Here is a 22316-nt window from a genome sequence, read left to right as displayed (position 1 = left end):
GCCGGGCCGCCCGGCATGGCGCGGACAGGGTGGCGAACCCTGTCCGCGTCCTTCCCGGCGCCACGCTGGCGCGGCTTGGCGCTGGCGCGGGAGATCATGCTGGGCACCGTTCTCGGAATGACGGCAGGCTGGTTCGCCGCCGGCCTGGCCATCTGGCTGCTGTAGGGCGCCGTGGCTCAGACGGAAAGGTAGCGGGCGCGCAGGCCGGTATCGGCCATGATCTCGCGCATCGGGCCTTCGTGGCGGATATGTCCCGTCTCCAGGATATAGGCCCTGTCGGCGACGGCCCCGGCAAAGGCCAGGTTCTGCTCCGAGAGCAGGATCGAAAGCCCCTCAGCCTTCAGGGCCTGCAGCGTGGCGGCGATGCGCTCCACCACCACGGGAGCCAGTCCTTCCGAGGGCTCGTCCAGCAGGAGCAGGCTCGGATTGCCCATCAGGGTGCGGGCGATGGTGAGCATCTGTTGTTCCCCGCCGCTCATCCGGCCGCCAGGGCGGTGGCGCAGGGCCGCCAGGCTCGGGAAAAGCTCGAAAAGCCGCTCCACGGTCCAGGGCCGCAGGCCCGGCGCGGCGGGCCTGCGCCCGACCTCCAGATTCTCCAGCACCGTCAGTTCCGCGAAGATGCGGCGCTCCTCGGGCACGTAGCCCAGGCCGGACCGGGCGATGGCATGGGGGGGCTTCCCGGCCAGCTCCTGCCGCCGGAAGCGGACCCGGCCGGTGCTGGGGCGGAGCAGGCCCATGACGGCCTTCAGGCTGGTGCTCTTGCCGGCGCCGTTACGGCCGAGCAGGCAGACCACCTCGCCCTCGCCGACGTGGAAGGACAGCCCGTGCAGGATATGGGCCCGCCCGTAATGGGCGTGGAGTTGCGCGACCTCCAGCATCAGCCGAGGCCTTGCCCCAGATAGACGTCCCGCACCAGCGGGTCCCGGCGCACGGCCTCGGGCGGCCCCTCGGCGATCAGCCGGCCACGATCCAGGACCAGCAGGCGATCGGCATGGGCAAAGACCACATCCATGTCGTGCTCTGTGAACAGGACGGCGATCCCGGATCGGCGCGCGACCCCGACCATCTGCGCCATCATCTCAAGCCGGTCGGCGGGTGCCATGCCGGCGGTGGGTTCGTCCATCAGCAGAAGGCTCGGCGCATGCGCCAGCGCCATGGCCAGCTCGAGCCGCTTGAGGTCGCCATAGGCGAGGATGCCGCTGATCCGCCCGGCCTGCCCGGCCATGCCGACACGCTCCAGCAGCGCCAGAGCCTCCTCCCCGAACAGATCGGAGGCCGGCCGCCAGAACCGGAACAGCCGCCGGTGGTGCGAGAGCAGCACCAGCCGCACATTGTCCAGCACGCTCATGGAGGCGAAGGTCGCGGTGACCTGGAAGGTGCGGCCGACGCCGAGGCGCCAGATCCGCCGCGGCGGCAGCCCCGTGACATCCTGGCCCCGCAGCAGCACCCGCCCGCCATCCGGGCGGATCTGGCCGTTCAGCATGTTGAAGCAGGTGGACTTGCCCGCGCCATTGGGCCCGATCAGCGCCAGGATCTCGCCCGGCGCGAGGGCGAAGGACACACCGTCCACGGCCTGGATACCGCCCCAGCGCTTGGTCAGCCCGGCCGCCTCCAGCACCGGCCTCATGCCCTTGGCTCCGGCCGCGCGATCGCGCCCGCCAGGCCGCGCGGAAAGAACAGCACCAGGGCCAGGATGACGAGCCCCAGCAGCAGGCGCCACAGATCGGTGACGCGGGCCAGCTGGTCCTGCAGGCCGATATAGGCGACGGCCCCCAGGATCGGCCCGCTGAGGGTCTGCACACCGCCGAGCAGCACCATGACGAGGGCGTCGACACTGCGCGGGATGCCCAGGAACGAGGGGAAGACGCTCCCCTTGCCATAGGCGAAGACCGCTCCGGCCAGCCCGGCCATGGCCGCCGCGAGGGCGAAACCCAGCCAGCGGAGGCGGAAGCCGTCGAGGCCGACGGCCTCCGCGCGCAGGGGCGAGTCCCGTTGCGCGCGCAGGGCCAGGCCGAAGGGCGCGCGGATCGCGCGGCGCAGGAGCCAGGTCCCGAGGCCGCAGAGGAGCAGGGCGAGATACCAGAAGCTCAGCCGGTCCTTGGCCCAGTCACTGGGCCAGACGCCCAGGATGCCGTTGTCGCCCCCCGTCACCTCGACCCATTGGAAGGCGATGCTCCAGGCGATCTGCGCCAGGGCCAGGGTGAGCATGGCGGCATAGACCCCGCTGAGCCGCACGCAGAGCCAGCCGAAGAGCAGCCCGACCAGCCCGGCGGCGAAGGGCGCCAGGGCGAGGCCGACCTCCATCGGCGCGCCCATGTGCCGCGCCAGCAGGGCCGCCGCGTAGGCGCCAGCGCCGAAATAGGCCGCATGTCCGAAGCTCGCCATGCCCCCCGGGCCCATGATGAAGTGCAGGCTGGCGGCGAAGAGGATGAAGACGGCGAAGTCGGTGAGCAGGATGCGGGCGTAGTCGCCGAGAAAGGGAGGCAGCAGCAGCAGGACCACGGCGGCGGGGAGTGTCACCAGGACCCGCTGCCGCCTGCCAGAGGGCGGGGGAAGCGGCGCGGCCATTGGCGCGGCGGGCTGGAGGCCGGAGGGCCGCCTGCCCAGCAGGCCATAGGGGCGCAGGACCAGCACGGCCGCCATCACCAGGAAGACCAGCACAAGGGTGATGCGCGGAAAGGCCAGGATGCCGAAGGCGTGCAGTTCGCCGATCAGCAGCGCGGCCAGGAAGACGCCGGGCAGGCTGCCCAGCCCACCGACGACGACGACCACGAAAGCCTCGACGATGATGGCCATGTCCATGTGCAGGGTCACGGCCTCGCGCGGCAGTTGCAGCGCGCCGGCCAGCCCGGCCAGGGCCGCGCCCAGGAAGAACACACCTGTGAAGAGCCGGCGCTGATCGACACCCAGCGCCGCCACCATCTCGCGGTCCTGCGTCGCCGCGCGCAGCAGGATGCCGAAGCGCGTCCGGTGCAGGAGCAGCCAGAGCAGGCCGAGCACCACCGGTCCGACGACGATCATGAAAAGCTCATAGCGAGGAAAGCGCAGGCCGAGGATCTCCACCGCGCCCCGCAGCAGCGGCGCGCGCGGGCCGAACTTGTCCTCCGCGCCCCAGAGCAGCAGCGCGAGGTCCTGCACCACCAGGACAAGGGCGAAGGTCGCCAGCAACTGGAACAGCTCCGGCGCCTGATAGACGCGGCGCAGGACCAGCACCTCCGCCGCGGCGCCGATCACCCCGACCGCCAGGGCGGCCAGCAGCACCGCGCCCCAGAAGCCCCAGAAGCCGCCCCATTCGGCCAGCGGACCCTGGCTGGTCAGCGTCCAGGCCAGGTAGGCGCCCAGCATGTAGAAGCTGCCATGGGCGAAGTTCACGATCCGGCTGACGCCGAAGATGATCGTGAGCCCGGCCGAGACCAGGAAGAGCGATGAGGCGCTGGCCAGGCCGTTCAGCGCCTGGAGGGCCAGGGCTTCCACCGCGCCGCTACCCCTGTGGGCGCCAGGCCTTCACCTGCTCGTCATCCGGCAGGTAGCGGGCGCCGTCGGCATAGTGCCAGTCCACCATCTTGCCGCGCCGCCCCTCCAGCTTGGTGCGGCCGACGAAGGCGCCCAGCGTGGCCTGATGGTCCAGCGCGCGGAACTCCACCTCGCCCGTGCCATAGCCGGTCTGGTAGCGGATGCCCCGGAACGCCTCGACCATGGCCTCCGTCTCGGTGCCGCCGGCCTTCCGCAGCATGGCGGCGATGGCCTGGACCGTATCGTATCCGACGATCGACCCGCAGCGGGGAAGATCGCCGAACCGGGCGCGATAGGCCTCGCGCAGGGCGACATGGACCGGATTGTCGAGGTCGTCCCGCGGATAGCCGGTGACGATCCAGCCGTCCGGGCATTCCTCGCCCAGCGGCTCGAGATACTCGGGCTCGCCGCTGAGCATGGAGGCCACGCTCCGCCCTTCGAAAAGGCCGCGGGTGTTGCCCTGGCGAACGAAGTTCAGCAGGTCGGTGGAGAAGGTGACGTTGAAGATGCCCTCCGGCCGCATCCGCTCCAGGGCCTGCACGGTCGAGCCGGCCTCGATGCGGCCGAGCGCCGGGAACTGCTCGCCGACGAACTCCACATCCGGCCGCTTCCGGGACAGCAACTCGCGGAACCAGCGGACCGCGGATTGCCCGTACTCGTAGTTGGGCGCGATGGTCGCCCAGCGCCTGATCGGGAGCTTGGCCGCTTCCTCCACCAGCATGGCGGCCTGCATATAGGTGCTGGGCCGCAGCCGGAATGTGTAGCGGTTGCCCTTCGACCAGACGAGGGCATCAGTCAGGGGCTCGCTCGCGGCATAGAGCGTCTTGTTCTGCAGGGCGAAATCCGCGAGGGCCAGCCCGACATTGGAAAGATAGCCGCCCGCCAGCAGCGCCACCCGCTCGGAACTCACCAACTCGCCGGCCATGCGCACGGCGTCCTCCGGCTTGCCGGCATCGTCGCGGAACACGGTCTCCAGCGGGCGGCCATGGATGCCGCCATTGGCATTGACCTGTTCCTGCGCCAGCAGCCAGCCATTGCGATAGGGGCCGAGGAAGGCCGGCTGGGCGGTATAGGAATTGATCTCGCCGATACGGATGGCGGCGGTCTGCGCGCGAAGGATGCCGGGAGAGGCCAGGCCTCCCAGCGCCATGGCCGCCAGGAGCGGCCGGCGGGGGACGGCGACCCCTGACCGGGGCGTGCGGGCGGTGAAACGGTGCATGATCTCCATTCCTCTGGACAGTCGCCGGTATCTGGCGCTTCTGCTCTCGATGTCCGCGATGGATGCCCGCACGCGGGCATCGCGATCTCTCTCTTAGGCTACCAGAGGATCTTTCATCCCGAGACGTCCCGGAACCGCGGCGAGGCTGGGCTCGCCCGCATTGGCGAAGGCGACCCGCAGGTATCGTGACTGGCCAGGTCCGAAAAAAGGGCCGGGGAGCGTCAGCAGGCCTCGTTCGGCAGCCAGCGTCTCGGCCACGGCCATGGCGTCCGGGCCGTGTTCTGGCAGGCGGAGATAGGCGAAGTAGGCGCCCTGCGCATCGATGCGCCAGTCCGGGAGGCCCGCCATGGCCTGGCGGAAGGCTTCCGCGCGGTGGGCCATCAGGCGCCGGTTGCCCGCGCGCCAATCGGTCAGCGCCGGCACGGCCCAGCTGAGCGCGGACTGCGCGGCACGCGGCGCGCAGATCTGGAAGGTGTCCAGCAGCTTCAGGAGCTGCTCCCGGAAGGCGCCACCGCCGACAATCGCCCCCACCCGATGTCCCGGAATGCAATAGGATTTGGCGAAGGAATAGAGATGCACCATCCCATCCTGCCAGTCGGGGTCATGGAACAGCGCATGCGGTGCGGCGCCGGAGGGCAGAAAGTCCCGATAGGTCTCGTCGATCACCAGCCAGATGCCCCGCCTCCGGCACATTCCCGCGATGCGCGCGATGATCTCCGGCGGATACACGGCGCCCGTGGGATTGTTCGGCGAGACTAGCACCACGGCACGCGTCCGCGGCGTCAGCGCGGCCTCCAGCCGTTCGGGATCGGGCACGAAGCCATCCTCGGCGCGTGTCTCGAAAGGCTGTGCGGCGATGCCGAGGAGTTCCAGGGCCATCCGGTGATTGAAGTACCAGGGTGTCGGGAGCATCACCGCCTCGCCGGTGCCGGCCAGGACGGTCATGACCATGGTGAAGGCGAGGTTGCAGCCCGCGGTGATGGCGACGGAGCCGGCCCCGAGGGGGGCGCCGTAGAAGCGGGACAGATCCTCCGCCAGAGCCTCCCGCAAGGCCGGCTCCCCGTCGATCGGGCCGTAGCCTGCGAAGGTGGCGTCGCCAGCGGCGTGGGCCAGCCGCTCCAACAGGGCATCGGGAGGCGGATAGCCCGGCACCGCCTGAGTCAGGTCGATGGCGGGGCCGGCGCCGCCGGAATAGCGCGCGGCCCAGGAGCGGGCTGCGGGAATAGGCGGCGCTGCGGTGGCGCCGACGCGCGGCGACAGGCTTGGGCTTGGCATGGTCCGTCTAGAGTGTCACGGCCCCGGCCTTCCGCAAACCCGCCCCGAGCGCTTCCCGGCGATCAATCCGCGTCGGCGAGAGGGCGCCCCCGCGCATGCCGCCAGTGCTGCCAGAGCAGCCGCGCCGCCAGGGAACGCCAGGGCGTCCATTCCCCGGAGAGAACCAGCAACTGCCTGGAGGCGGGACGGTCCGGAAGGCCCCTGAGGTGCTGAAGGCTGGCCGCCAGGGCGACATCTCCGTAGGGGAAGATGTCCGCCCGCTGCTCGGCGAACAGCAGGTAGACCTGCGCCGTCCATGGTCCCAGACCGCGTTGCGCCGCGAGATGAGCCAGCGCCACGTCATCCGCCATGGCGGGAAGGGCATCCAGACGCAGGCTGCCGGACAGGCAGGCAGCCGCCAGGCTGCGCAGGTGCGCCACCTTGTTGCGCGACAATCCGGCGGCGCGCAGCTGCTCGTCATTCAGTTGGAGGGAGCCTTCCGGGTCCAGGGACCTCGGGAGTGCCGCGTAGCGGCACCAGATGGCGCCGGCGGCCCTGTGGCTGATCTGCTGCCCGAAAAGGGTGCGCACGAGGCCGGCGAAGCCCTGCGGGCGCGTTCGCCAGACCAGTGGACCGGCCTCGGCCTCGACTCGCAGGAAGGCGGGATCCCGGCGGCACAGCTCGGCGATGCCGCTCCGCGCCCAGGGCGGAATCGGGGTCACACTCATGGCATCCCTCCGATGGATGACAGCCGGCGCCTGGGAATACGCATCCCGCCGACGAAGTGAAACGAAGCGCAACAGAGCGCCGGCCGGAAAAAGCCTGTAACATGACAGCCAGGCAGCGTTGCCATATCACGGTTATGGTCGAAGTCATGGAACCGCCTCCGCATATCCTGGTCGTCGATGACGATCGGGAGATCCGCGACCTCCTCTCGAAGTTCCTCGAGCGGCAGTCCTGCCGTGTGACCGCCGCCCGCGATGCCCGGGAAGCCCGCCGGCTCTGGCCGCTCGGGCGGTACCATCTGGTGGTGCTGGACCTGATGCTGCCGGGCGAATCAGGTCTCGACTTCGCGCGCTGGCTGCGAAGCCAGAGCGATGTTCCGATCGTCATGCTGACGGCGATGAGCGAGGAGACGGACCGCATCGTCGGCCTCGAGCTCGGCGCCGACGATTATGTGGCCAAGCCTTTCAATCCGCGCGAACTGCTGGCGCGCATCCGGGCCGTGTTGCGCCGCGCCAGCGGCGAGGGGCTGGGGCAGCAGGAGCCGCCGGCCAAGGCCATCCGCTTCGCCGGCTGGACCCTGGAACCGGCGCGCCGCCGCCTGCTGAACCAGGACGGCGTGGAAGTCTCGTTGACCGGTGGCGAGTACGAGCTGCTGATGGTCCTGGTGGAGCGGCCGAACCGGGTGCTCACCCGCGATATGCTGATGGACCTGCTGCGCGGCCGTCAGGCAGGGCCGTTCGACCGCGCCATCGATGTCGCCGTCTCGCGGCTCCGCCGGAAGCTGGAGGATGACGGACGCAATCCAAGCCTGATCAAGACCGTGCGCGGTGGCGGATATGTCCTGGCGGCGACCGTCGAGAAGCTGGGCGACCGCGGGATGGAGAACAGCCCGGCGCCGACGGGCGATCTGGACATGGCCCGTTGATCCGGCCCCGCCCCGGACCTGCGAGTCCCGGCTCCGAGAGTCCGGGGTGATCCGCCGTCTGCTGCCCCGCAGCCTGGCGGGCCGGACCGCCTTCTTCCTGACGCTGGCCCTGATGGCGGTGCAGGCGGCCGGCCTGACGATCCATGCCCTCGATCGCGTCGATCTTCAGCGTTTCGCGCTGTCGCGGGAGATCACCGCGCGTGCCGGGGGTGCCTGGAGGGCGGCGATGCTGTCGCCGCCGATGCTGCGCGAGGCCGTGCTCGGCGATCTGGACCTGCCCGTGGGCCTTCAGGTCGAGCTTTCGGCCATGCCGGCCGTTCGGCTGGGGATGCCCCGCCCTTCGGCCGCCTCCCTCGAACTGTTCCAGCCGCAGTTCATCATCGGCGCCGCCCGTGTCACCCGCCCCGTGGATGTGAAGGTGGCGGGGGGCAGCCGGCCCGGCAGCCTTCTGCTCTCCCTGCAACTGCCGGACGGGCCCTGGCTCAATCTTCGCATGGCCGTTCCGCCGCCCCGGCCCTGGCATTCGCAAACCTTCCTGGTCGCCTTCTTCCTGATGACCGGCGCCGCGCTGGCCCTGATCCTGATCGCTACGCGCCGCCTGACCCGCCCTGTCTCGGCGCTGGCGCGGGCCGCCGAGGCCCTCGGCCGCGACGTGAACGCGCCGCCCCTCCCGGAGGAGGGGCCGCTGGAGGTGGCCACCGCGGCGCGCGCCTTCAACACCATGGCCGAGCGGATCCGCCGCTTCGTCAGCGACCGGACCCAGATGCTGGCCGCCATGGGGCATGATCTGCGGACCCCGATCACCCGGCTCCGGCTGCGGGCGGAGTTCCTGGAGGATGACGAGCAGCGCCGGAAGATGCTGGCCGACCTGGACGAGATGGAATCCATGGTCAACGAAACCCTGGCCTTCGCGAGGGACGAGGCCACGGCCGAGCCCTCGGTGCCGCTCGACCTCGCGGCGCTCTGCCGCACCGTGCTCGACGAGGCCGCCGATGCCAGGCCGGAACTGCCGCCCGAGGCCATCCGCTACGAAGGGCCCGAGCGCCTGCGGATCCGCGGCCGGCCGATCGCCCTCAAGCGCGCTCTCGCCAATCTTGTCGGAAATGCGCTGAACTACGGAGCGACGGCTTGCATCCGGCTTGAGGCGCCAAGTGAGACCGGAACCCTCCATCTCCGCGTCGAGGACGAGGGGCCCGGCATTCCGCCCGAATCGCTGGAGGCGGTGTTCCAGCCGTTCCGCCGGTTGGAGGTGAGCCGGAACCGGGAGACCGGTGGCACAGGCCTCGGCCTGCCCATCGCGCGCAATATCCTCCGCGCCCACGGCGGCGACGTGGTGCTCAGCAACCGCGCCACGGGCGGCATCACCGCCCTGGTGACATTGCCGGCCTGACACTCTAGGGAAGGGGCGGGAAGGGCAGTACCCGAGGCTTGGTCATGTGGTCGGCAATGCCCGGCGCACGATGATAATCCTTCTGCCAACCCTTCGCCCGCTCGGGGCTGCCTTCCTCGTGAAGCGCCTCGTTGAAGGCGCGGCGGCCCTGCCGCCATCCTCGATGAGCCGCCTCCAGCGCGGCGTCCTCGGTGATGGGGCGGCTTTGCGGCTGGTGCCGGCCGATCAGCCCACGATCGAGCGGGAAGAAGAAGCAGATCGCCTCACCGGCCTCGAAGCGGATGACATGGTCAGGCCGGGTGAAACGCCAGTTCATGGTGAAGGTCATCGGTGCCCAGTCGGTCTCGACCAGCCCCGACAATGGCATGATGCCATCCTTCGGGCTGTTCGGAGGCCCCGACACCCAGAGGCCGATCCCAGGCTCCGTGCGCAGCAGGGCATCGATGGGAAAGGTGAGGATGCCCGAACCGAAATGGCTCATCGGCCGGATGGCGCCACCGCCCAGCGGGCGAATGACGATGTCGGTCTTGCGGCTTCCGCCATTCCACCACGCCTCGAAGGCCGTGTCGCCGATGACCTCCCAGCCATGGGCATTGGCCACGGTCATGGGCAGGCAGCGGTAGGCGAAGCCATTCGGGGTCTCGTCCATCCAGCCCCGCCGGGCGGAGGCGGGGCGCAGGCCCGGGAGGGCGGGGCCTGTCTGGTAGGCGATGAGCCTGCGGGGCATCTCGTTCACGGACATGCCCGCAGGATGGATCGCCCCGGCTTAAGATCCGGTATCCCTGTGCCGTCTCAGCCCTCGTCGCCCGCCGCCGCCAGCATGCGGGAGACGGATTCCGCGCGGCCCAGCGCGAAGAGCACCGCGTCGATGGGCGGAGACTGCGTGCTGCCGGTCAGCGCCGCGCGCAGCGGCTGCGCCACGGCGCCGAGCTTGAGGCCCTTCACCTCGGCATAGTCCCGCAGCCACTTGTCCAGGTCGGCGCGCTCCCAGGGCGCATCGGTGAGGAAGATCGCGAGATCCTTCAGCCGCGCCTTCGCCTCGTCGGTCAGCAATGCCGCGGCCTTGGCTTCCATCGTCAGCGGCTGGCTGGCGACGGCGAAGGCCGCCATGTCGGCCGCCTCGACCAGGGTGCGGGCGCGCGGGAGGATATCGGGCATCAGCAGGCGGACGCGCTCGGCGCCTTCGGTGCCGAAGCTGATCGAGGGCCGGTGCGCGAGGATCTCCAGCACCTTGCCGGCCACGGCCCCGGCGTCCATCTGCCGCAGATACTGGGCGTTCAGATGCGTCAGCTTGGCATAGTCCATCCGGCTCGGCGCGCGGCCGACATCCTTCAGGTCGAAGAGCGCGATGGCCCGTTCCCGGGGCACGAACTCCTCGTCGCCATGGCCCCATCCCAGGCGCAGCAGGTAGTTGCAGACCGCCTCCGGCAGGAAGCCCTGATCCCGGAACTCCAGCGCCCCCACGGCGCCATGCCGCTTGGACAGCTTGGCGCCATCGGCGCCATGGATCAGCGGAATATGGGCGAAGTGCGGCCGGCGCCAGCCCATGGCGTCATAGACCATGACCTGGCGGAAGGTATTGGTCAGGTGGTCGTCACCCCGGATGACATGGGTGATGTCCATGTCATGGTCGTCGACGACGACGGCGTGCAGATAGGTCGGCGTTCCATCGGAGCGCAGGATGATCATGTCATCCAGCTCGCTGTTCTGCACCCGGACCTCGCCCTGGACCAGGTCCTGGATCACCGTCTCGCCCTCGCGCGGCGCCTTGACGCGAATGACGGGCCGGACGCCGGCCGGCGCCTCGGCCGGGTCGCGGTCGCGCCAGCGGCCATCATAGCGAGGCGGGCGGCCCTCGGCGGCGGCCTTCTCCCGCATCTGCGCCAGCTCCTCCGGGGTGCAGAAGCACTGATAGGCCTTGCCGGCCGCCAGCAGCATGCGGGCCACCTCGGCATGCCGGGCTTCCCGCGCGGTCTGCATCACGGGAGGCTCGTCGGGCTGCAGGCCCAGCCAGTCCAGGCTCTCCAGGATCTGCCGGACGGCTTCCGGGGTGGAGCGCTGACGATCCGTGTCCTCGATGCGCAGGAGGTACTGGCCGCCGTGATGGCGGGCAAAGAGGAAGTTGAAGAGAGCGGTGCGGGCTCCCCCGATGTGCAGATACCCGGTCGGGGAAGGGGCGAAACGGGTGCGTACGGTCATGGCTCGGTCAATTCCTTCAGGCCGTCCTTCTAGCACCACCGCCTTCCGCTGTAGAGTGCGCGCCATGGTTGAAGAATGGCGCTAGATCTTAATCCTGAAATCCTGCCCGGCCCGGACTCCGATCGGCTCCGGCCAGGCCTGCTTGCGCGCGGGATGAACATGCTCGCCGTCATCCTGCAGCAGGAGTGGCGCGCCTTTCCCCTCTGGCTGCCGGTGGGCATGGGGGCCGGTATCGTCGGCTATTTCGCGCGGTCCACGGAGCCCGCGCGGGCCGTTCTCCTGCTGCCGCCCCTTGTGGCGCTTCTCCTGCTTGCCCTCCGGCGGCATCCGGCCTGGGCATGGCCCGCCGCCCTGGGTCTCATGATCACCACGGGCTATGCCGTCGCGGCCTGGCACGCCAGCGCGCTTCCGGCGCCCCTGATGCTTCCCGGCAAGGCGGTCATCGTCACGGGCAGTGTCGAGACCGTGCAGACCCTGCCGCAAGGACTTCGTGTCACCCTCTCCGGCGTGATGCTGGATGAAGGGCCAGGGACCCTGCCGCGCGACATCCGCCTGCGGCTGCGGAAGGACGATCCCCTCCACCCCTCCCCAGGGGACCGGCTGCGGGTGCGGGCCCTGCTGCGCGCCCCTTCCGCTCCCGCCTATCCGGGGGCCTGGGACTTCCAGCGCGACGCCTACTTCTCGGGCCTAGGCGGCTCGGGCTTCGCCATCGGGTCGGCGGAGCGGCTGCAGGAGGCGGATCGGGCACCGGTCTTCGCCACCCTGCGGGCCAGCATGGAGCAGCGGGTGGCCACCGCCTTGCCGGGGTCCGTGGGCGCCATCGCGGCGGCCCTGATCACGGGAGGACAGAGCGCCATCGCACCGGAGGCCATGGCGGCGATGCGGGACTCCGGTCTGGCCCATCTGCTGTCGGTGTCGGGCCTGCACATCGCCATCGTGATGGGGCTGGGATTCGGCGTGGCCCGCTGTGCCATCGCGTTCTGGCCCTGGCTCGCGCTGCGCCATGACGGCAGGCTGCTGGCGGCGCCGGCCGCCCTCCTGCTGGGCCTGGGCTATCTGGCCCTGACGGGGTTCCAGGTTCCGATGCAGCGCAGCTTCGCCTCGGCGGCCCTGATGACGCTGGCCGTCCTGCTGGGCCGCCGCGTCTTCTCCATGCGGGCCCTGGCGCTCGGGGCCGTGGCGGTGATGCTGATCCAGCCGGCGGCCGTGCTGGGCCCCTCCTTCCAGATGAGCTTCGCCGCGGTCATGGCCCTGGTCGCGGGCGCGGAAGCGACGGCCGGCTGGATGACCCGCTGGCGACGCAGCGCCGAATGGTGGCGACGACCCCTTCTGATTCTCATGGGCTCGGTGCTGACCTCGGTTCTGGCGACGCTGGCCACGCTGCCCTTCGGCCTGTTCCATTTCGGCCGCATCCAGCTCTATGGCGTCGTCGCCAACATGCTCGCCGTGCCGGTGACCTCCTTTCTCATCATGCCCGCCGCCCTGGCCGCGGCCGCGCTGATGCCGCTGCATCTCGAAAGCTGGCCGCTGGCGGTGATGGGATGGGGCGTGGAGGTCGTGCTGTGGGTCGCGCGCACGGTCGCCAGCTGGCCGGGCGCGGCTCTCCTGGCCCGCCCCATGCCGGCCTGGGCCCTGGCCCTGACGAGTTTCGGCATGATCTGGTTGTGCCTGTGGCGGAGCCGCTGGCGCTGCCTTGGCCTTCCGCTGATCGCCACCGGCCTGTGCGCTTCCTTTTGGACCGCGCCGCCGGACGTGCTGGTTTCCGCCGATGCCCGCCTCATCGCCTTTCGTACCGATGGAGCCGTCGTCCTCCACCGTGCCAGCGGGGCGTCGAATTTCATCCGTGACAGCTGGCTTCGAGGCTGGGGAGAGGACGAAGCCGAGCCCTATTCCGACAAAACCGCCGGTGATGACGCGCTCCTGCCATGCGCCGGCCTGATCTGCCGGTTTCAGCCGCGGGAAGGAAGCAGGGCGGCGTTGCTGCTGAAGCCGGCCCGGACCCGCCGTGGCGAGACGGCGCCGCCGGTGACAGCCGCTCCGGCTTGCGGCCAGGAGGCGGCCGTACTGATCTCCCCCGAGCCCATCCGAGGCCGCTGCGAGGGCATTCCGGTCGTCGACCGCTTCAGTGTCTGGCGCGACGGATCGCACGCCATCTGGCTGGAGCCTGGTGGAGCGCGCATCCTCTCGGACCGTGAATGGCGCGGCGACCGCCCCTGGGTTCCCCGGCCGCCGCGCCCGGCCGGGGAACGGCGCCAGGAGAACAAGCCCCTGGGCGTCAGTAGCGCCGAAGCAGACCGATCAGGCGCCCCTGGACCTTGACCCGGTCGGGTCCGAAGATACGGGTCTCGTAGCGCGGATTGGCGGCTTCGAGCGCGATCGAGTTGCCCTTGCGCCGGAGGCGCTTCAACGTCACCTCGGCGTCGTCGACCAGGGCCACCACGATGGATCCAGTATCGGCCGTCTCGTCACGGCGGATGATGACCGTGTCGCCATCCAGGATGCCGGCCCCCTCCATCGAATCGCCAGCGACCTCCAGAGCATAGTGCTCGCCGTTCCCGAGCAGGGCGGTAGGCACCTCGACACTGGTCCCCTGGTCGCGCAGGGCCTCGATCGGCTGGCCGGCGGCGATGCGGCCATAGAGCGGCAGGTGCACCGCGGCCGCGTCAGGGGCGCGCGGGACGCCGGGCAGATTGGAAGCGAAATTGCCGCGGATAACATTGGGTGAGAAGGCCGGGGGCGAGAAGGCCGGGCGCGGCGCCTCCGCCCGCGCCGCAGCGGGTTCGGCCGCCATGCGCGGTCCGGCCATCGCGCTCTCGGGAAGGCGAATGACCTCAAGGGCACGCGCGCGGTGGGCGCGCCGCCGCAGGAAGCCACGTTCCTCCAGGGCCGTGATCAGGCGGTGGATCCCCGACTTGGAGCGCAGCTTGAGGGCCTCCTTCATCTCCTCGAAGGAGGGAGAGAAACCGGTGTCCCGGAGATGCCGGTCGATGAACATCAGCAACTCGTGCTGCTTGCGCGTCAGCATAGGGCGGCTCCCGGAACCAGTGAGGCGGCAGCGAACAAAGCGCGACCGTCCACGATGTTCTACGAAAGTTCCGCATTCGCGGTCAACGGGCAAATGCCCTGAAATCCGAGGCTTGGCTGAATTTCTGAAGGAGCCGCGCAGTTGCCCGGCTCAGATCCCGAACTCGTCCAGCACCAGCACCTCGACCATCGCGCCGGCTTGCAGGGCCGGCGCATGCGGCGGGCGCCGCAGCAGGCCGCCGGAGGCGGAGAGGGTTCGCAGCATGGAACTGTCCTGCCGCGATGCCGCCCGCGCGATCAACCGGCCTTCCCCGTCGCGGGACAGATCCGCGCGCATATAGTCCTCGCGCCGGTCATTCGCGGGAAGATCGTCCGCCAGCATGGCCATCCGGAAGGGAGGGGCGGCCGCCGGCAGGCCGGACAGGACCATCGTCGCCGGCCACAGGAACAGCAGCGCGCAGACAATGGCCGAGACCGGATTTCCCGGAAGCCCCAGCAGCGGCGTGCCCGCCAGATGGCCCCAGATGAGTGGCTTGCCCGGCCGCATGGCGATCTTCCAGAAGTCGAGGCGGAAGCCATGGGGCTCCAGGGCGGGCTGGATCAGGTCATGCTCGCCGACGCTGGCGCCCCCGGTGGTGACCAGGATGTCGCAAACCCTGGCGGCATCGACAGCCGCCCGGCCGATGGCCTCGCGATCATCCCCGGCGATGGGCAGGATCAACGGTGCTCCACCGCCGGCGCGGACCAGCGCGGCGAGGGCATGGGCATTGGATGAGACAATCCCACCCGCCGGCACCGGCTCGCCCGGCAGCACGATCTCGTCTCCCGTCGCCAGGATGGCGATGCGCGGTGCCCGATGCACCGTGAGCCAGGCGTGATTCGATGCCGCCGCGAGTCCGATATCCCGCGCGGAAAGGCGACGGCCGGGCGTCAGAAGGACATCGCCGGTGCGGAAATCCAGCCCCGCCTCGCGAATCCACCGGCCCTTCCGGGGCGCTTCGCGCATCCGCACCTGGCCGTCCAGGACCTCCGCATCCTCCTGCAACAGGATGGTATCGGCGCCGGGGGGCAGCAGACCGCCGGTGAAGATGCGGATCGCCTCGCCGGGTCCGATCCTGCCCTGATAGGGATGCCCGGCCGGCGCCGCGCCGATCACCCGCAGCATGCCGCCTTCCCGCGCATCCTCGGAGCGCAGGGCGTAGCCGTCCATGGCGGAGACATCGGCTGGCGGCTGGGTCAGCCGGGCGACGACCGCCGCCGCCAGCACGCGCCCCCAGCCCTCGGCCAGCGCCACCGTTTCCGCACCGGTCGGCCGCAGGCCGGCCAGGATGCGGCCCCGCGCCTCCTCGACCGAGATCACGGCGCGGCCTCCCAGCGCCCCGACCGACCGCCTTCCTTTCGCAGCAGGCCGATGCCCTCGATGGTCATGCCCCGGTCGATCGCCTTGCACATGTCATAGACCGTGAGGGCCGCGACGCTCACCGCCGTCAGCGCCTCCATCTCCACGCCCGTCGGGCCGGTGGTCTTGACCTCCGCCTCGATCAGCAGGCTCGTCTCCCCCTCGGGCCGCAAGTCCATCCGCACCGATGACAGGGCCAGCGGGTGGCAGAGGGGGATCAGGTCGGCCGTCCGCTTGGCGGCCATGATCCCGGCCAGACGGGCCACGCCCAGCACGTCGCCCTTGCTCATCCGTCCCGCGCCGATGGCGGCCAGGGTCTCGGCGGCCATCCGGACGCAGCCGCGCGCGAGCGCGATCCGCACGGTGTCGGGCTTGGCCGAGACATCGACCATGACGGCCCGGCCCTCCGGGTCGAAATGGGTCAGGGCGGGCGGGGGCGGCATCAGGCCTGGACCATGGCGCGGGCGGCCGCGGCGACATCCGCCTGGCGCAGCAGATGCTCGCCCACCAGAATGCAGCGGGCGCCCGCCGCCGCCATGCGGCGGACATCGGCTGCGTCGCGCAGTCCGCTCTCGGCGACCGGGATGCGATCGGGCGGGATCAGCGGAACCAGCTCCTCCGCCGTCGCCAGATCGGTCTTCAGGCTCCGCAGATTCCGGTTGTTCACGCCGATCAGCTGGGTGCGGAGGCCGAGCGCCCGTTCCAGCTCATGGCGGTCGTGCACCTCGGCGAGAACCGCCATGTCCAGGCTGCGCGCGGCGTCCTCCAGCTCCCTGGCCTGCTCGTCGGACAGGGCGGCCAGGATCAGCAGGATGCAGTCCGCGCCCATCGCCCGTGCTTCGAACACCTGATAGGGGTCGATCATGAAGTCCTTGCGCAGCACCGGCAGTCCGCAGGCCCCGCGCGCCATGACCAGATCGGCCGGGCTGCCCTGGAAGTGGGGGCCATCGGTCAGTACCGACAGGCAGGCCGCCCCGGCGGACTCGTAGGCCCTGGCCAGGCCGACCGGATCGAAGGGATCGCGGATCAGGCCGCCGGAGGGCGAGGCCTTCTTGATCTCGGCGATCAGGCCGATGCGCCCCTCCGCGACCGCCGCGAACAGCGCGCCCGTGAAGTCGCGCGGCTTGCCCACGTCACGCACGCGCCCCTCCAGTTCGGAAAGCGGCGTGCTGGCCGCCCGCTCGCGGATCTCCGACGTCTTGTCGGAGAGGATGCGCAGCAGGGTGTCGGGCAGGGCCTCGGTGTTCATGGGGCTTTCCTCGAAGGCGGATGTGGCAGGCCGGGAGGCAGGCCAGGAGGCAGGATGGACAGCGTCACGGGGAAGGCCCCTCAGTCCGGCCGGGTTTCAGGCAAGGCCGTCGCCCGGCGCAGGCGTTCCAGCACCTGCAGGGCCGATCCGTCGTCGACCGCCCGGCCGGCCCGGGCCGCGGCCTCCCGCAGATCGGTCTCGACACCGGCGACGATGAGCGCCGCCGCGGCATTCAGCAACACGCAGTCCCGATAGGCGCCCGTGGCACCCCGCAGCAGCTCTTCCAGCGCCACGGCGTTCTCGGCCGGGTCGCCGCCTTTCAGGGCCTCCACCGGCGCTTCCGGGAGTCCCGCATCGGCGGGCGCGAGGGTGAACTCGCGAATGCGTCCGTCCTCCAGCTCCACCACCTGGCTGGGCCCCGAGAGGGTCAGCTCATCCAGCCCCTGGCCATGGACCAGCCAGGCCCGCTCGCTGCCGGTCCGCAGCAGGGTTTCCGCCATGGGGCGCAACCACTGCGGCGCGAAGGCGCCGGTCATCTGGCGCTTCACCCGCGCCGGGCTCGTGAGGGGGCCCAGCAGATTGAAGATCGTGCGGGTGCCGAGCTCCATTCGCGGGCCTGCGGCGTGGCGCAGGGCCGCATGATGACGGGGCGCCATCAGGAACACCATGCCGGCCTCGCGCAGGATGGCGGGCAGGGCGGCGAGCGGGGCATCGAGATTGATCCCCAGCGCCGACAAGGCATCGGAGGCACCGGAGCGCGAGGAGAGGGCGCGGTTGCCGTGCTTGGCGACCGGGACGCCACAGGCCGCGACCACCATGGCGGCGGCGGTCGAGATGTTCAGCGTGCCCGCGCCGTCACCGCCCGTTCCCACCAGATCGATGGCATTCGCGGGGGCCTCGACGGCGATCATGCGGGCCCGCATGGCGCGCACCGCACCGGTCATCTCGGCGACGGTCTCACCGCGGACCCTCATCGCCATCAGCAGGGCGGCGATCTGCGCGGGCGTGGCCTCGCCCTCCATGATGATGCCGAAGGCCTGCTCCGCCTCGCTCTCGGCGAGACGCTCACCCAGCGCCAGCCGGGCCAGGACGGGCTTGAGGGACTGCGCCATCACGCGGCCTGGTGCCGGGGCGGCAGGCGGATGCCGGCCATGTCGATGAAGTTCCGCAATAGGTCATGCCCGTGTGCGCTGGCGATGCTCTCGGGGTGGAACTGCACGCCCCAGATCGGCAGGTCACGATGAGCGAGGCCCATGATGAGCCCGTCCTCGGTCCAGGCGGTGACCTCGAGCGCGGCGGGCAGCCCGTCGCGGCGCACGATCAGGGAGTGGTAGCGCGTCGCGGGGAAGGGGTCGGGCAGGCCGGCGAAGACATCCGTGCCCCGGTGGTGCATCGGCCAGACCTTGCCGTGGACGGGAGCCGGGGCGCGTTCCACGATGCCGCCGAAGGCCTGGCCGATGGCCTGGTGCCCGAGGCAGACACCCAGGAGCGGAAGCCGAGCCGCGGCGGCGGCGTCGATCAGCGGCAGGCAGAGGCCCGCCTCGTTGGGCGTACAGGGGCCGGGCGAGAGGAGGATGGCTTCCGGCCGCAGGGCCATCGCCTCCTGCACCGTCACGGCATCGTTCCGGCGAACCTCGACCTCGGCGCCAAGATCGCCCAGGAAGTGATAGAGATTGAAGGTGAAGCTGTCGTAGTTATCGATCAGGAGGATCATGGCTTCGCGACCCGTTCTCCGGTCCGGGCACCACCTCGAAGGGGTGGTCGCCTCAGACAATCCGCGACAAATGCGCGCCCCGCGCGCGGAAAAGATGGCCGGGGCGCGCTGTTCGCCCCGGCTATGGCCATCGATTTTTCTTGAAGAACAGAGCTCTGCCGGCCATCGCTAGCGCCGATCCGCAGCAAATCGGACGGCTTCCTCGGCGGCGCGGAACAGGCCGCGTGCCTTGGCGCGGGTTTCCTCGAACTCCGCGACCGGATCGGAATCCGCCACCACCCCGCAACCCGCCTGGACATGCATGACCCCGTCCTTCACCAGGGCGGTACGGAGGGCGATGCAGGTGTCCATGCCGCCGCCGGCGCTGAAATAGCCAACCCCGCCGGCATAAAGGCCACGGCGCGAGGGCTCCAGCTCCTCGATGATCTCCATGGCGCGGACCTTGGGCGCCCCGGAAAGGGTGCCGGCGGGGAAGCCCGCCGCCAGCGCCTGCAGGGGGCCGACGCCAGGACGCGCGTTGCCGCGGACTTCGCTGGCGATATGCATGACCTGGCTGTAGCGCTCGATGGTGAAGCTCTGCGTGACGCGGACGGAGCCGATGCGCGCTACCCGGCCCACATCGTTGCGGCCGAGATCGAGCAGCATCAGATGCTCGGCCCGCTCCTTCTCGTCCGCCAGCAGTTCGGCCTCCAGGGCCCTGTCCTGCTCCGGCGTGGCGCCGCGCGGGCGTGTGCCCGCCAGGGGGCGGACGGTGACCTCCCCATCCCGCAGCCGGACCAGGATCTCGGGGCTGGCGCCGACCGCGGCGTAGCCGCCAAAATCGAAGAAGAAGAGGAAGGGCGCCGGGTTGATGCGCCGGAGCGCCCGATAGAGCGCAAAGGGCGGCAGGCCGAAGGGCACCGAGAAGCGCTGACTGGGAACGACCTGAAAGACGTCGCCGGCGCGGATATACTCCTTGGCCCGCTCCACGACGGCCAGGAAATCCTCGCGGCTGAAATTGCTGGCCGGTTCCGGCAGCGCCGGCAGGCGGGCGGCGGGGGCGGGGCGCGGCAGGGGGCGGTCCAGGGCGGCCTCGGCCTCGTCGAGCCGGGCCATGGCCGCGTTCCAAGCATCGCGCGGGTCCTGCCCGGGATAGACCGGCGCGCACAGCGTCAGCGTGTCCCGAACGTGATCGAACACCACGGTGAGGGTGGGGCGCATCATCACCGCATCGGGAATGCCGAGGACATCCGGCTTGAGGGCCGGCAGGGCCTCCATGTGCCGGACCATGTCATAGCCCAGATAGCCATAGAGCCCGGCCGCAATGGCCGGCAGCGCCGGCGGCAGCGGCAGCCGCGCCTGTCCGATGGCGTCCTCCAGACTGTCCAGGACCGTCCTGTCATCCGGCTGGAAGGCATGCGGCGCGGAGAGGGCATGCCGGTTGATCTCGGCCTTGCCGTCGCGGCAGCGCCAGATCAGGTCCGGTGCCAGGCCGATCGCCGAGTAGCGGCCCCGCGCCGCGCCGCCCTCGACGCTCTCGAACAGGAATGCGGGGGCCTGACCCTGCACCAGCTTGAGATAGGCCCCGACCGGCGTGTCCAGGTCGGCGACGCGCTCGCGCGACAGCACCTGACCTCTCCCAGCCGCCAGGGCCGCGGCGAACTCCTCGAAATCCGGGTTGGCCGAAAGGCTCATCGGGCGCTGACCTGTCCCACCACGGCTTCGTTGTAGGACACCGGGGTCCGGGCCCGCAAAGCATCCAGGAACTGCGCCTCCAGATCGCCCAGCATGGCCTGTTCCACCGCGCTGCGGACCTGGCCCAGAGCCAGGGCGTCGCTGTCCGGGTCATAGGGCAGAATGCGCTGCACCTGCGCCACGGCGAAGCCGTCGATGGTCTCGGCCATGGTGCCGCCGTTCAGTCCCGCGGCGAAGATCGGCTGCAACAGCTCCGGCGGCAAGGTCTGCGGCGCGCGCTGCGGATCGCGCCCGAAGGGGCCGACGGTCTGGAAGGCCAGGCCGGCCTCCCGGGCGGCCTCGGCCAGGGGCTTGCCGCCCTCGACCGCGGCGAGCAGGGCGGAGGCCCTTTCCTCCTGCGCCCGGCGGCGGGCATCCACGAGATAGGCGGCATGGACCGCATCGCGCACCGTCTCGAAGGGGCGCAGCGCCGCCGGCGTCACCTCCTGGAGATCGAAGGCGAAGAGGGCGGCCTGACCGGCCTCGGCCAGCCGGGGCTGCTGGCCCTGCTCGGCGGCGAAGAGGGCGCGCAGGACGATGTCCTTCGGGCCTCCCTCGAGCGGCAGGGCGACGGAGGTGCCGTCCGGGTCACGGCCGTTGGCGTCCAGCCTGGCCTCGGTCACGGAGAGGCCGAAGCGGCGCGCGACGTCCGCCAGGGAGGTGCCGGCGGCCAGGGCGTCCTCGACCTGGTTGGCGCGGTCATAGGCGAGGTCCGCCGCCCGCTCGTGCTGCAATTCGCGGCGAAGCTGATCGCGCACCTGGGACAGGGTGACGCTCTCGCCCGGCACGATGGCGGTCACCTTGAGAACGTGCCAGCCGAAGGCGCTCTGCACCGGCTCGCTGATGCCGCCTTCCGGCAGGGCGAAGGCGGCCTCGGCCAGTTCGGGCACCGGCAGCCCGGCCCGGTCGACCTCGCCCAGCGCCAGGGCCTGGCCGCCATCGGCCTGCGCGGCCGCCTCGATCGCCGGAAGGTCCGCGCCCGCGCGCCAGACGCCGGCAATGGCCAGAGCCTGCTCGCGGCTGGGCAGGAGCGCCTGCTCGATGCTCCGCCGCTCCGCCTTCTCGTACTGGCCGCGCCGTGTCTCGAAGGCCGCCTGAAGTTCCTCCTCGGTCGGGTCGATCTCCGACGCCAGGACATCGGGAGACAGGACGGCGATCACCGCGCGGCGATACTCCGGCGCCGAGAAGCGCTCGGGATGGGTTTCATGGAAGCGGTGGAGTTGCGCCTCATCCGGCTCGGCCGGCTCGGCGGCGGCGGCGAGCGGCAGCCGGACGACCTGCGCCACGCGTTCCTGCCGTTGCCAGGCCAGGAGGGGCCTGGTCAGCGCGTCGGGGCCGGCGGCGCCGGCACGGACGGCGCCGACGAGCTGCTGGCGGCGCAGATCGGCGCGCAGCAACGAGAGGAAAGCCGGCTCGGTCAGGCCGTTGCTGCGCAGGAAGTTGTCGAGCAGGGCGCGGCTGAACCGGCCATCCGTGCCCTGGAAGGCGGGAATACCGAAGACGTAGTCGCGCACCGCCTCTTCGGGCACGGCGATGCTCAGCCGCTCCGCCTCCCGCAACTGCACCCGCTGCATCACCAGGCTTTCCACGGCCTGGCGCGAGACGGCCTGCGCCATCTGCGGGGTGATGTCGAAGCCGCTGCCGAGCTGGCGCTGCATCTGCGCGAGCTGCCGCCGGGCGGTTTCCTGAGCTTCGGGAAGCTCGATGGGTTCGCCATCGACACGCGCGACGGCGGTGTCGTTGCCGAAGTTCCGAACCACGTCCTCGATGCCCCAGATGGCGAAGGAGAGGATCAGAAGGACGAAGAGACCCTTGGCGAACCAGGTGCCGGCGAGGCGGCGCAGTGCAGTGAGCATCGTATTCCGCAGCGGTGGAGGCCGGCGGACCATAGGCAAAAGGCGCCCGGTTGCCAAACGCCGCCGGCCCCTGTAGCGCGGCAGGGCATAATTCCACGACGCTGGACCGGAGAGGAAAGCAGGACATGACCCCAG

Annotated in this window: 20 protein-coding genes; 4 read left to right on the top strand and 16 right to left on the bottom strand. The window is 70.7% G+C overall.

The window, feature by feature from the left end; all coding sequences use genetic code 11:
• Window positions 1-15: 15 nt before the first annotated feature.
• Window positions 16-165 carry a hypothetical protein gene (locus ACVMLK_RS03050; RefSeq protein WP_198367749.1) on the top strand — a complete coding sequence of 50 codons (150 nt, stop codon included), beginning with the start codon at window positions 16-18 and terminating at the stop codon, window positions 163-165.
• 11 nt (window positions 166-176) lie between these two features.
• Here the strand turns inward: ACVMLK_RS03050 and ACVMLK_RS03045 are convergent, their stop codons facing one another.
• From ACVMLK_RS03045 to ACVMLK_RS03020, 6 genes are all read right to left on the bottom strand, one after another.
• Window positions 177-878, bottom strand: coding sequence for an ABC transporter ATP-binding protein (locus ACVMLK_RS03045; RefSeq protein ID WP_457485588.1), 702 nt, complete (start codon window positions 876-878; stop codon window positions 177-179).
• Complete coding sequence (locus ACVMLK_RS03040) at window positions 878-1627, bottom strand: ABC transporter ATP-binding protein (protein WP_457485587.1); 750 nt, start codon at window positions 1625-1627, stop codon at window positions 878-880. Before ACVMLK_RS03040 ends, ACVMLK_RS03045 begins: the two co-directional genes overlap by 1 nt.
• Window positions 1624-3474 (bottom strand): ABC transporter permease, encoded by a 1851-nt coding sequence (locus tag ACVMLK_RS03035; RefSeq protein WP_457485586.1) that lies wholly within the window; start codon window positions 3472-3474, stop codon window positions 1624-1626. Before ACVMLK_RS03035 ends, ACVMLK_RS03040 begins: the two co-directional genes overlap by 4 nt.
• A 7-nt stretch (window positions 3475-3481) precedes the next feature.
• Window positions 3482-4732 (bottom strand): ABC transporter substrate-binding protein, encoded by a 1251-nt coding sequence (locus tag ACVMLK_RS03030; RefSeq protein ID WP_422923918.1) that lies wholly within the window; start codon window positions 4730-4732, stop codon window positions 3482-3484.
• Window positions 4733-4825: 93 nt separating this feature from the next.
• On the bottom strand, window positions 4826-6007 hold the full coding sequence (locus tag ACVMLK_RS03025; RefSeq protein WP_457485585.1) for an aminotransferase: 1182 nt from the start codon (window positions 6005-6007) through the stop codon (window positions 4826-4828).
• 62 nt (window positions 6008-6069) lie between these two features.
• Window positions 6070-6714: a DNA-3-methyladenine glycosylase family protein gene (locus ACVMLK_RS03020; RefSeq protein ID WP_457485584.1), complete on the bottom strand. Its 645-nt coding sequence runs from the start codon at window positions 6712-6714 to the stop codon at window positions 6070-6072.
• Window positions 6715-6860: 146 nt separating this feature from the next.
• Here ACVMLK_RS03020 and ACVMLK_RS03015 point away from each other — a divergent pair, with 146 nt between their 5' ends.
• Window positions 6861-7637 carry a response regulator gene (locus tag ACVMLK_RS03015; RefSeq protein ID WP_198367756.1) on the top strand — a complete coding sequence of 259 codons (777 nt, stop codon included), beginning with the start codon at window positions 6861-6863 and terminating at the stop codon, window positions 7635-7637.
• 46 nt (window positions 7638-7683) lie between these two features.
• The gene (locus ACVMLK_RS03010; protein ID WP_457485583.1) at window positions 7684-9027 is read left to right on the top strand and encodes an ATP-binding protein; all 1344 of its coding nucleotides are present in this window, start codon (window positions 7684-7686) and stop codon (window positions 9025-9027) included.
• A 4-nt stretch (window positions 9028-9031) separates the two neighbouring features.
• On the opposite strand, the gene ACVMLK_RS03005 is transcribed toward ACVMLK_RS03010, so the two are convergent.
• A complete protein-coding gene (locus tag ACVMLK_RS03005; protein WP_370592066.1) occupies window positions 9032-9769 on the bottom strand; it encodes a DUF6065 family protein in 738 nt (245 codons plus the stop codon).
• A 50-nt stretch (window positions 9770-9819) separates the two neighbouring features.
• Entirely contained in the window at window positions 9820-11226 is a 1407-nt protein-coding gene (gene gltX, locus ACVMLK_RS03000; protein WP_457485582.1) for a glutamate--tRNA ligase, read from the bottom strand.
• Window positions 11227-11379: 153 nt separating this feature from the next.
• On the opposite strand from gltX, the gene ACVMLK_RS02995 reads away from it, so the two are divergent.
• A complete protein-coding gene (locus tag ACVMLK_RS02995) occupies window positions 11380-13545 on the top strand; it encodes a ComEC/Rec2 family competence protein (RefSeq protein ID WP_457485581.1) in 2166 nt (721 codons plus the stop codon).
• Here ACVMLK_RS02995 and lexA read toward each other — a convergent pair.
• The 8 genes from lexA to ACVMLK_RS02955 form a co-directional block, all read right to left on the bottom strand.
• Window positions 13502-14251 (bottom strand): transcriptional repressor LexA, encoded by a 750-nt coding sequence (lexA, locus tag ACVMLK_RS02990; protein WP_457485580.1) that lies wholly within the window; start codon window positions 14249-14251, stop codon window positions 13502-13504. The genes ACVMLK_RS02995 and lexA overlap by 44 nt on opposite strands.
• A gap of 150 nt (window positions 14252-14401) precedes the next feature.
• On the bottom strand, window positions 14402-15610 hold the full coding sequence (locus tag ACVMLK_RS02985; RefSeq protein WP_457485579.1) for a molybdopterin molybdotransferase MoeA: 1209 nt from the start codon (window positions 15608-15610) through the stop codon (window positions 14402-14404).
• Window positions 15607-16092: a cyclic pyranopterin monophosphate synthase MoaC gene (gene moaC, locus ACVMLK_RS02980; RefSeq protein ID WP_457485578.1), complete on the bottom strand. Its 486-nt coding sequence runs from the start codon at window positions 16090-16092 to the stop codon at window positions 15607-15609. The genes ACVMLK_RS02985 and moaC overlap by 4 nt, the downstream gene beginning before the upstream one ends.
• Complete coding sequence (gene trpC / locus ACVMLK_RS02975) at window positions 16092-16898, bottom strand: indole-3-glycerol phosphate synthase TrpC (protein WP_422923932.1); 807 nt, start codon at window positions 16896-16898, stop codon at window positions 16092-16094. The genes moaC and trpC overlap by 1 nt, the downstream gene beginning before the upstream one ends.
• Before the next feature lie 80 nt (window positions 16899-16978).
• Window positions 16979-18010 carry an anthranilate phosphoribosyltransferase gene (gene trpD, locus ACVMLK_RS02970; RefSeq protein ID WP_198367764.1) on the bottom strand — a complete coding sequence of 344 codons (1032 nt, stop codon included), beginning with the start codon at window positions 18008-18010 and terminating at the stop codon, window positions 16979-16981.
• Window positions 18010-18612 (bottom strand): anthranilate synthase component II, encoded by a 603-nt coding sequence (locus tag ACVMLK_RS02965; RefSeq protein WP_457485577.1) that lies wholly within the window; start codon window positions 18610-18612, stop codon window positions 18010-18012. Before ACVMLK_RS02965 ends, trpD begins: the two co-directional genes overlap by 1 nt.
• A 168-nt stretch (window positions 18613-18780) precedes the next feature.
• Window positions 18781-20286: an anthranilate synthase component I gene (gene trpE / locus ACVMLK_RS02960; protein ID WP_457485576.1), complete on the bottom strand. Its 1506-nt coding sequence runs from the start codon at window positions 20284-20286 to the stop codon at window positions 18781-18783.
• A complete protein-coding gene (locus ACVMLK_RS02955; RefSeq protein WP_457485575.1) occupies window positions 20283-22181 on the bottom strand; it encodes a SurA N-terminal domain-containing protein in 1899 nt (632 codons plus the stop codon). Before ACVMLK_RS02955 ends, trpE begins: the two co-directional genes overlap by 4 nt.
• Window positions 22182-22316: the final 135 nt, after the last annotated feature.

It is taken from the genome of Teichococcus aerofrigidensis, from assembly GCF_054073225.1.
Note: the sequence above shows the minus strand (reverse complement) of the source record. Positions and strands in the feature narration are given on the sequence as shown.

What these genes read in the sequence shown, in the direction of transcription:
- ACVMLK_RS03050 (WP_198367749.1), top strand. Translation starts at nt 16, where the DNA reads ATGGCGCGGACAGGGTGGCGAACCCTGTCCGCGTCCTTCCCGGCGCCA.
- ACVMLK_RS03045 (WP_457485588.1), bottom strand. Translation starts at nt 878, where the DNA reads ATGCTGGAGGTCGCGCAACTCCACGCCCATTACGGGCGGGCCCATATC.
- ACVMLK_RS03040 (WP_457485587.1), bottom strand. Translation starts at nt 1,627, where the DNA reads ATGAGGCCGGTGCTGGAGGCGGCCGGGCTGACCAAGCGCTGGGGCGGT.
- ACVMLK_RS03030 (WP_422923918.1), bottom strand. Translation starts at nt 4,732, where the DNA reads ATGCACCGTTTCACCGCCCGCACGCCCCGGTCAGGGGTCGCCGTCCCC.
- ACVMLK_RS03025 (WP_457485585.1), bottom strand. Translation starts at nt 6,007, where the DNA reads ATGCCAAGCCCAAGCCTGTCGCCGCGCGTCGGCGCCACCGCAGCGCCG.
- ACVMLK_RS03020 (WP_457485584.1), bottom strand. Translation starts at nt 6,714, where the DNA reads ATGAGTGTGACCCCGATTCCGCCCTGGGCGCGGAGCGGCATCGCCGAG.
- ACVMLK_RS03015 (WP_198367756.1), top strand. Translation starts at nt 6,861, where the DNA reads ATGGAACCGCCTCCGCATATCCTGGTCGTCGATGACGATCGGGAGATC.
- ACVMLK_RS03005 (WP_370592066.1), bottom strand. Translation starts at nt 9,769, where the DNA reads ATGTCCGTGAACGAGATGCCCCGCAGGCTCATCGCCTACCAGACAGGC.
- gltX (WP_457485582.1), bottom strand. Translation starts at nt 11,226, where the DNA reads ATGACCGTACGCACCCGTTTCGCCCCTTCCCCGACCGGGTATCTGCAC.
- ACVMLK_RS02995 (WP_457485581.1), top strand. Translation starts at nt 11,380, where the DNA reads ATGAACATGCTCGCCGTCATCCTGCAGCAGGAGTGGCGCGCCTTTCCC.
- lexA (WP_457485580.1), bottom strand. Translation starts at nt 14,251, where the DNA reads ATGCTGACGCGCAAGCAGCACGAGTTGCTGATGTTCATCGACCGGCAT.
- moaC (WP_457485578.1), bottom strand. Translation starts at nt 16,092, where the DNA reads ATGCCGCCCCCGCCCGCCCTGACCCATTTCGACCCGGAGGGCCGGGCC.
- trpC (WP_422923932.1), bottom strand. Translation starts at nt 16,898, where the DNA reads ATGAACACCGAGGCCCTGCCCGACACCCTGCTGCGCATCCTCTCCGAC.
- trpD (WP_198367764.1), bottom strand. Translation starts at nt 18,010, where the DNA reads ATGGCGCAGTCCCTCAAGCCCGTCCTGGCCCGGCTGGCGCTGGGTGAG.
- ACVMLK_RS02965 (WP_457485577.1), bottom strand. Translation starts at nt 18,612, where the DNA reads ATGATCCTCCTGATCGATAACTACGACAGCTTCACCTTCAATCTCTAT.
- trpE (WP_457485576.1), bottom strand. Translation starts at nt 20,286, where the DNA reads ATGAGCCTTTCGGCCAACCCGGATTTCGAGGAGTTCGCCGCGGCCCTG.
- ACVMLK_RS02955 (WP_457485575.1), bottom strand. Translation starts at nt 22,181, where the DNA reads ATGCTCACTGCACTGCGCCGCCTCGCCGGCACCTGGTTCGCCAAGGGT.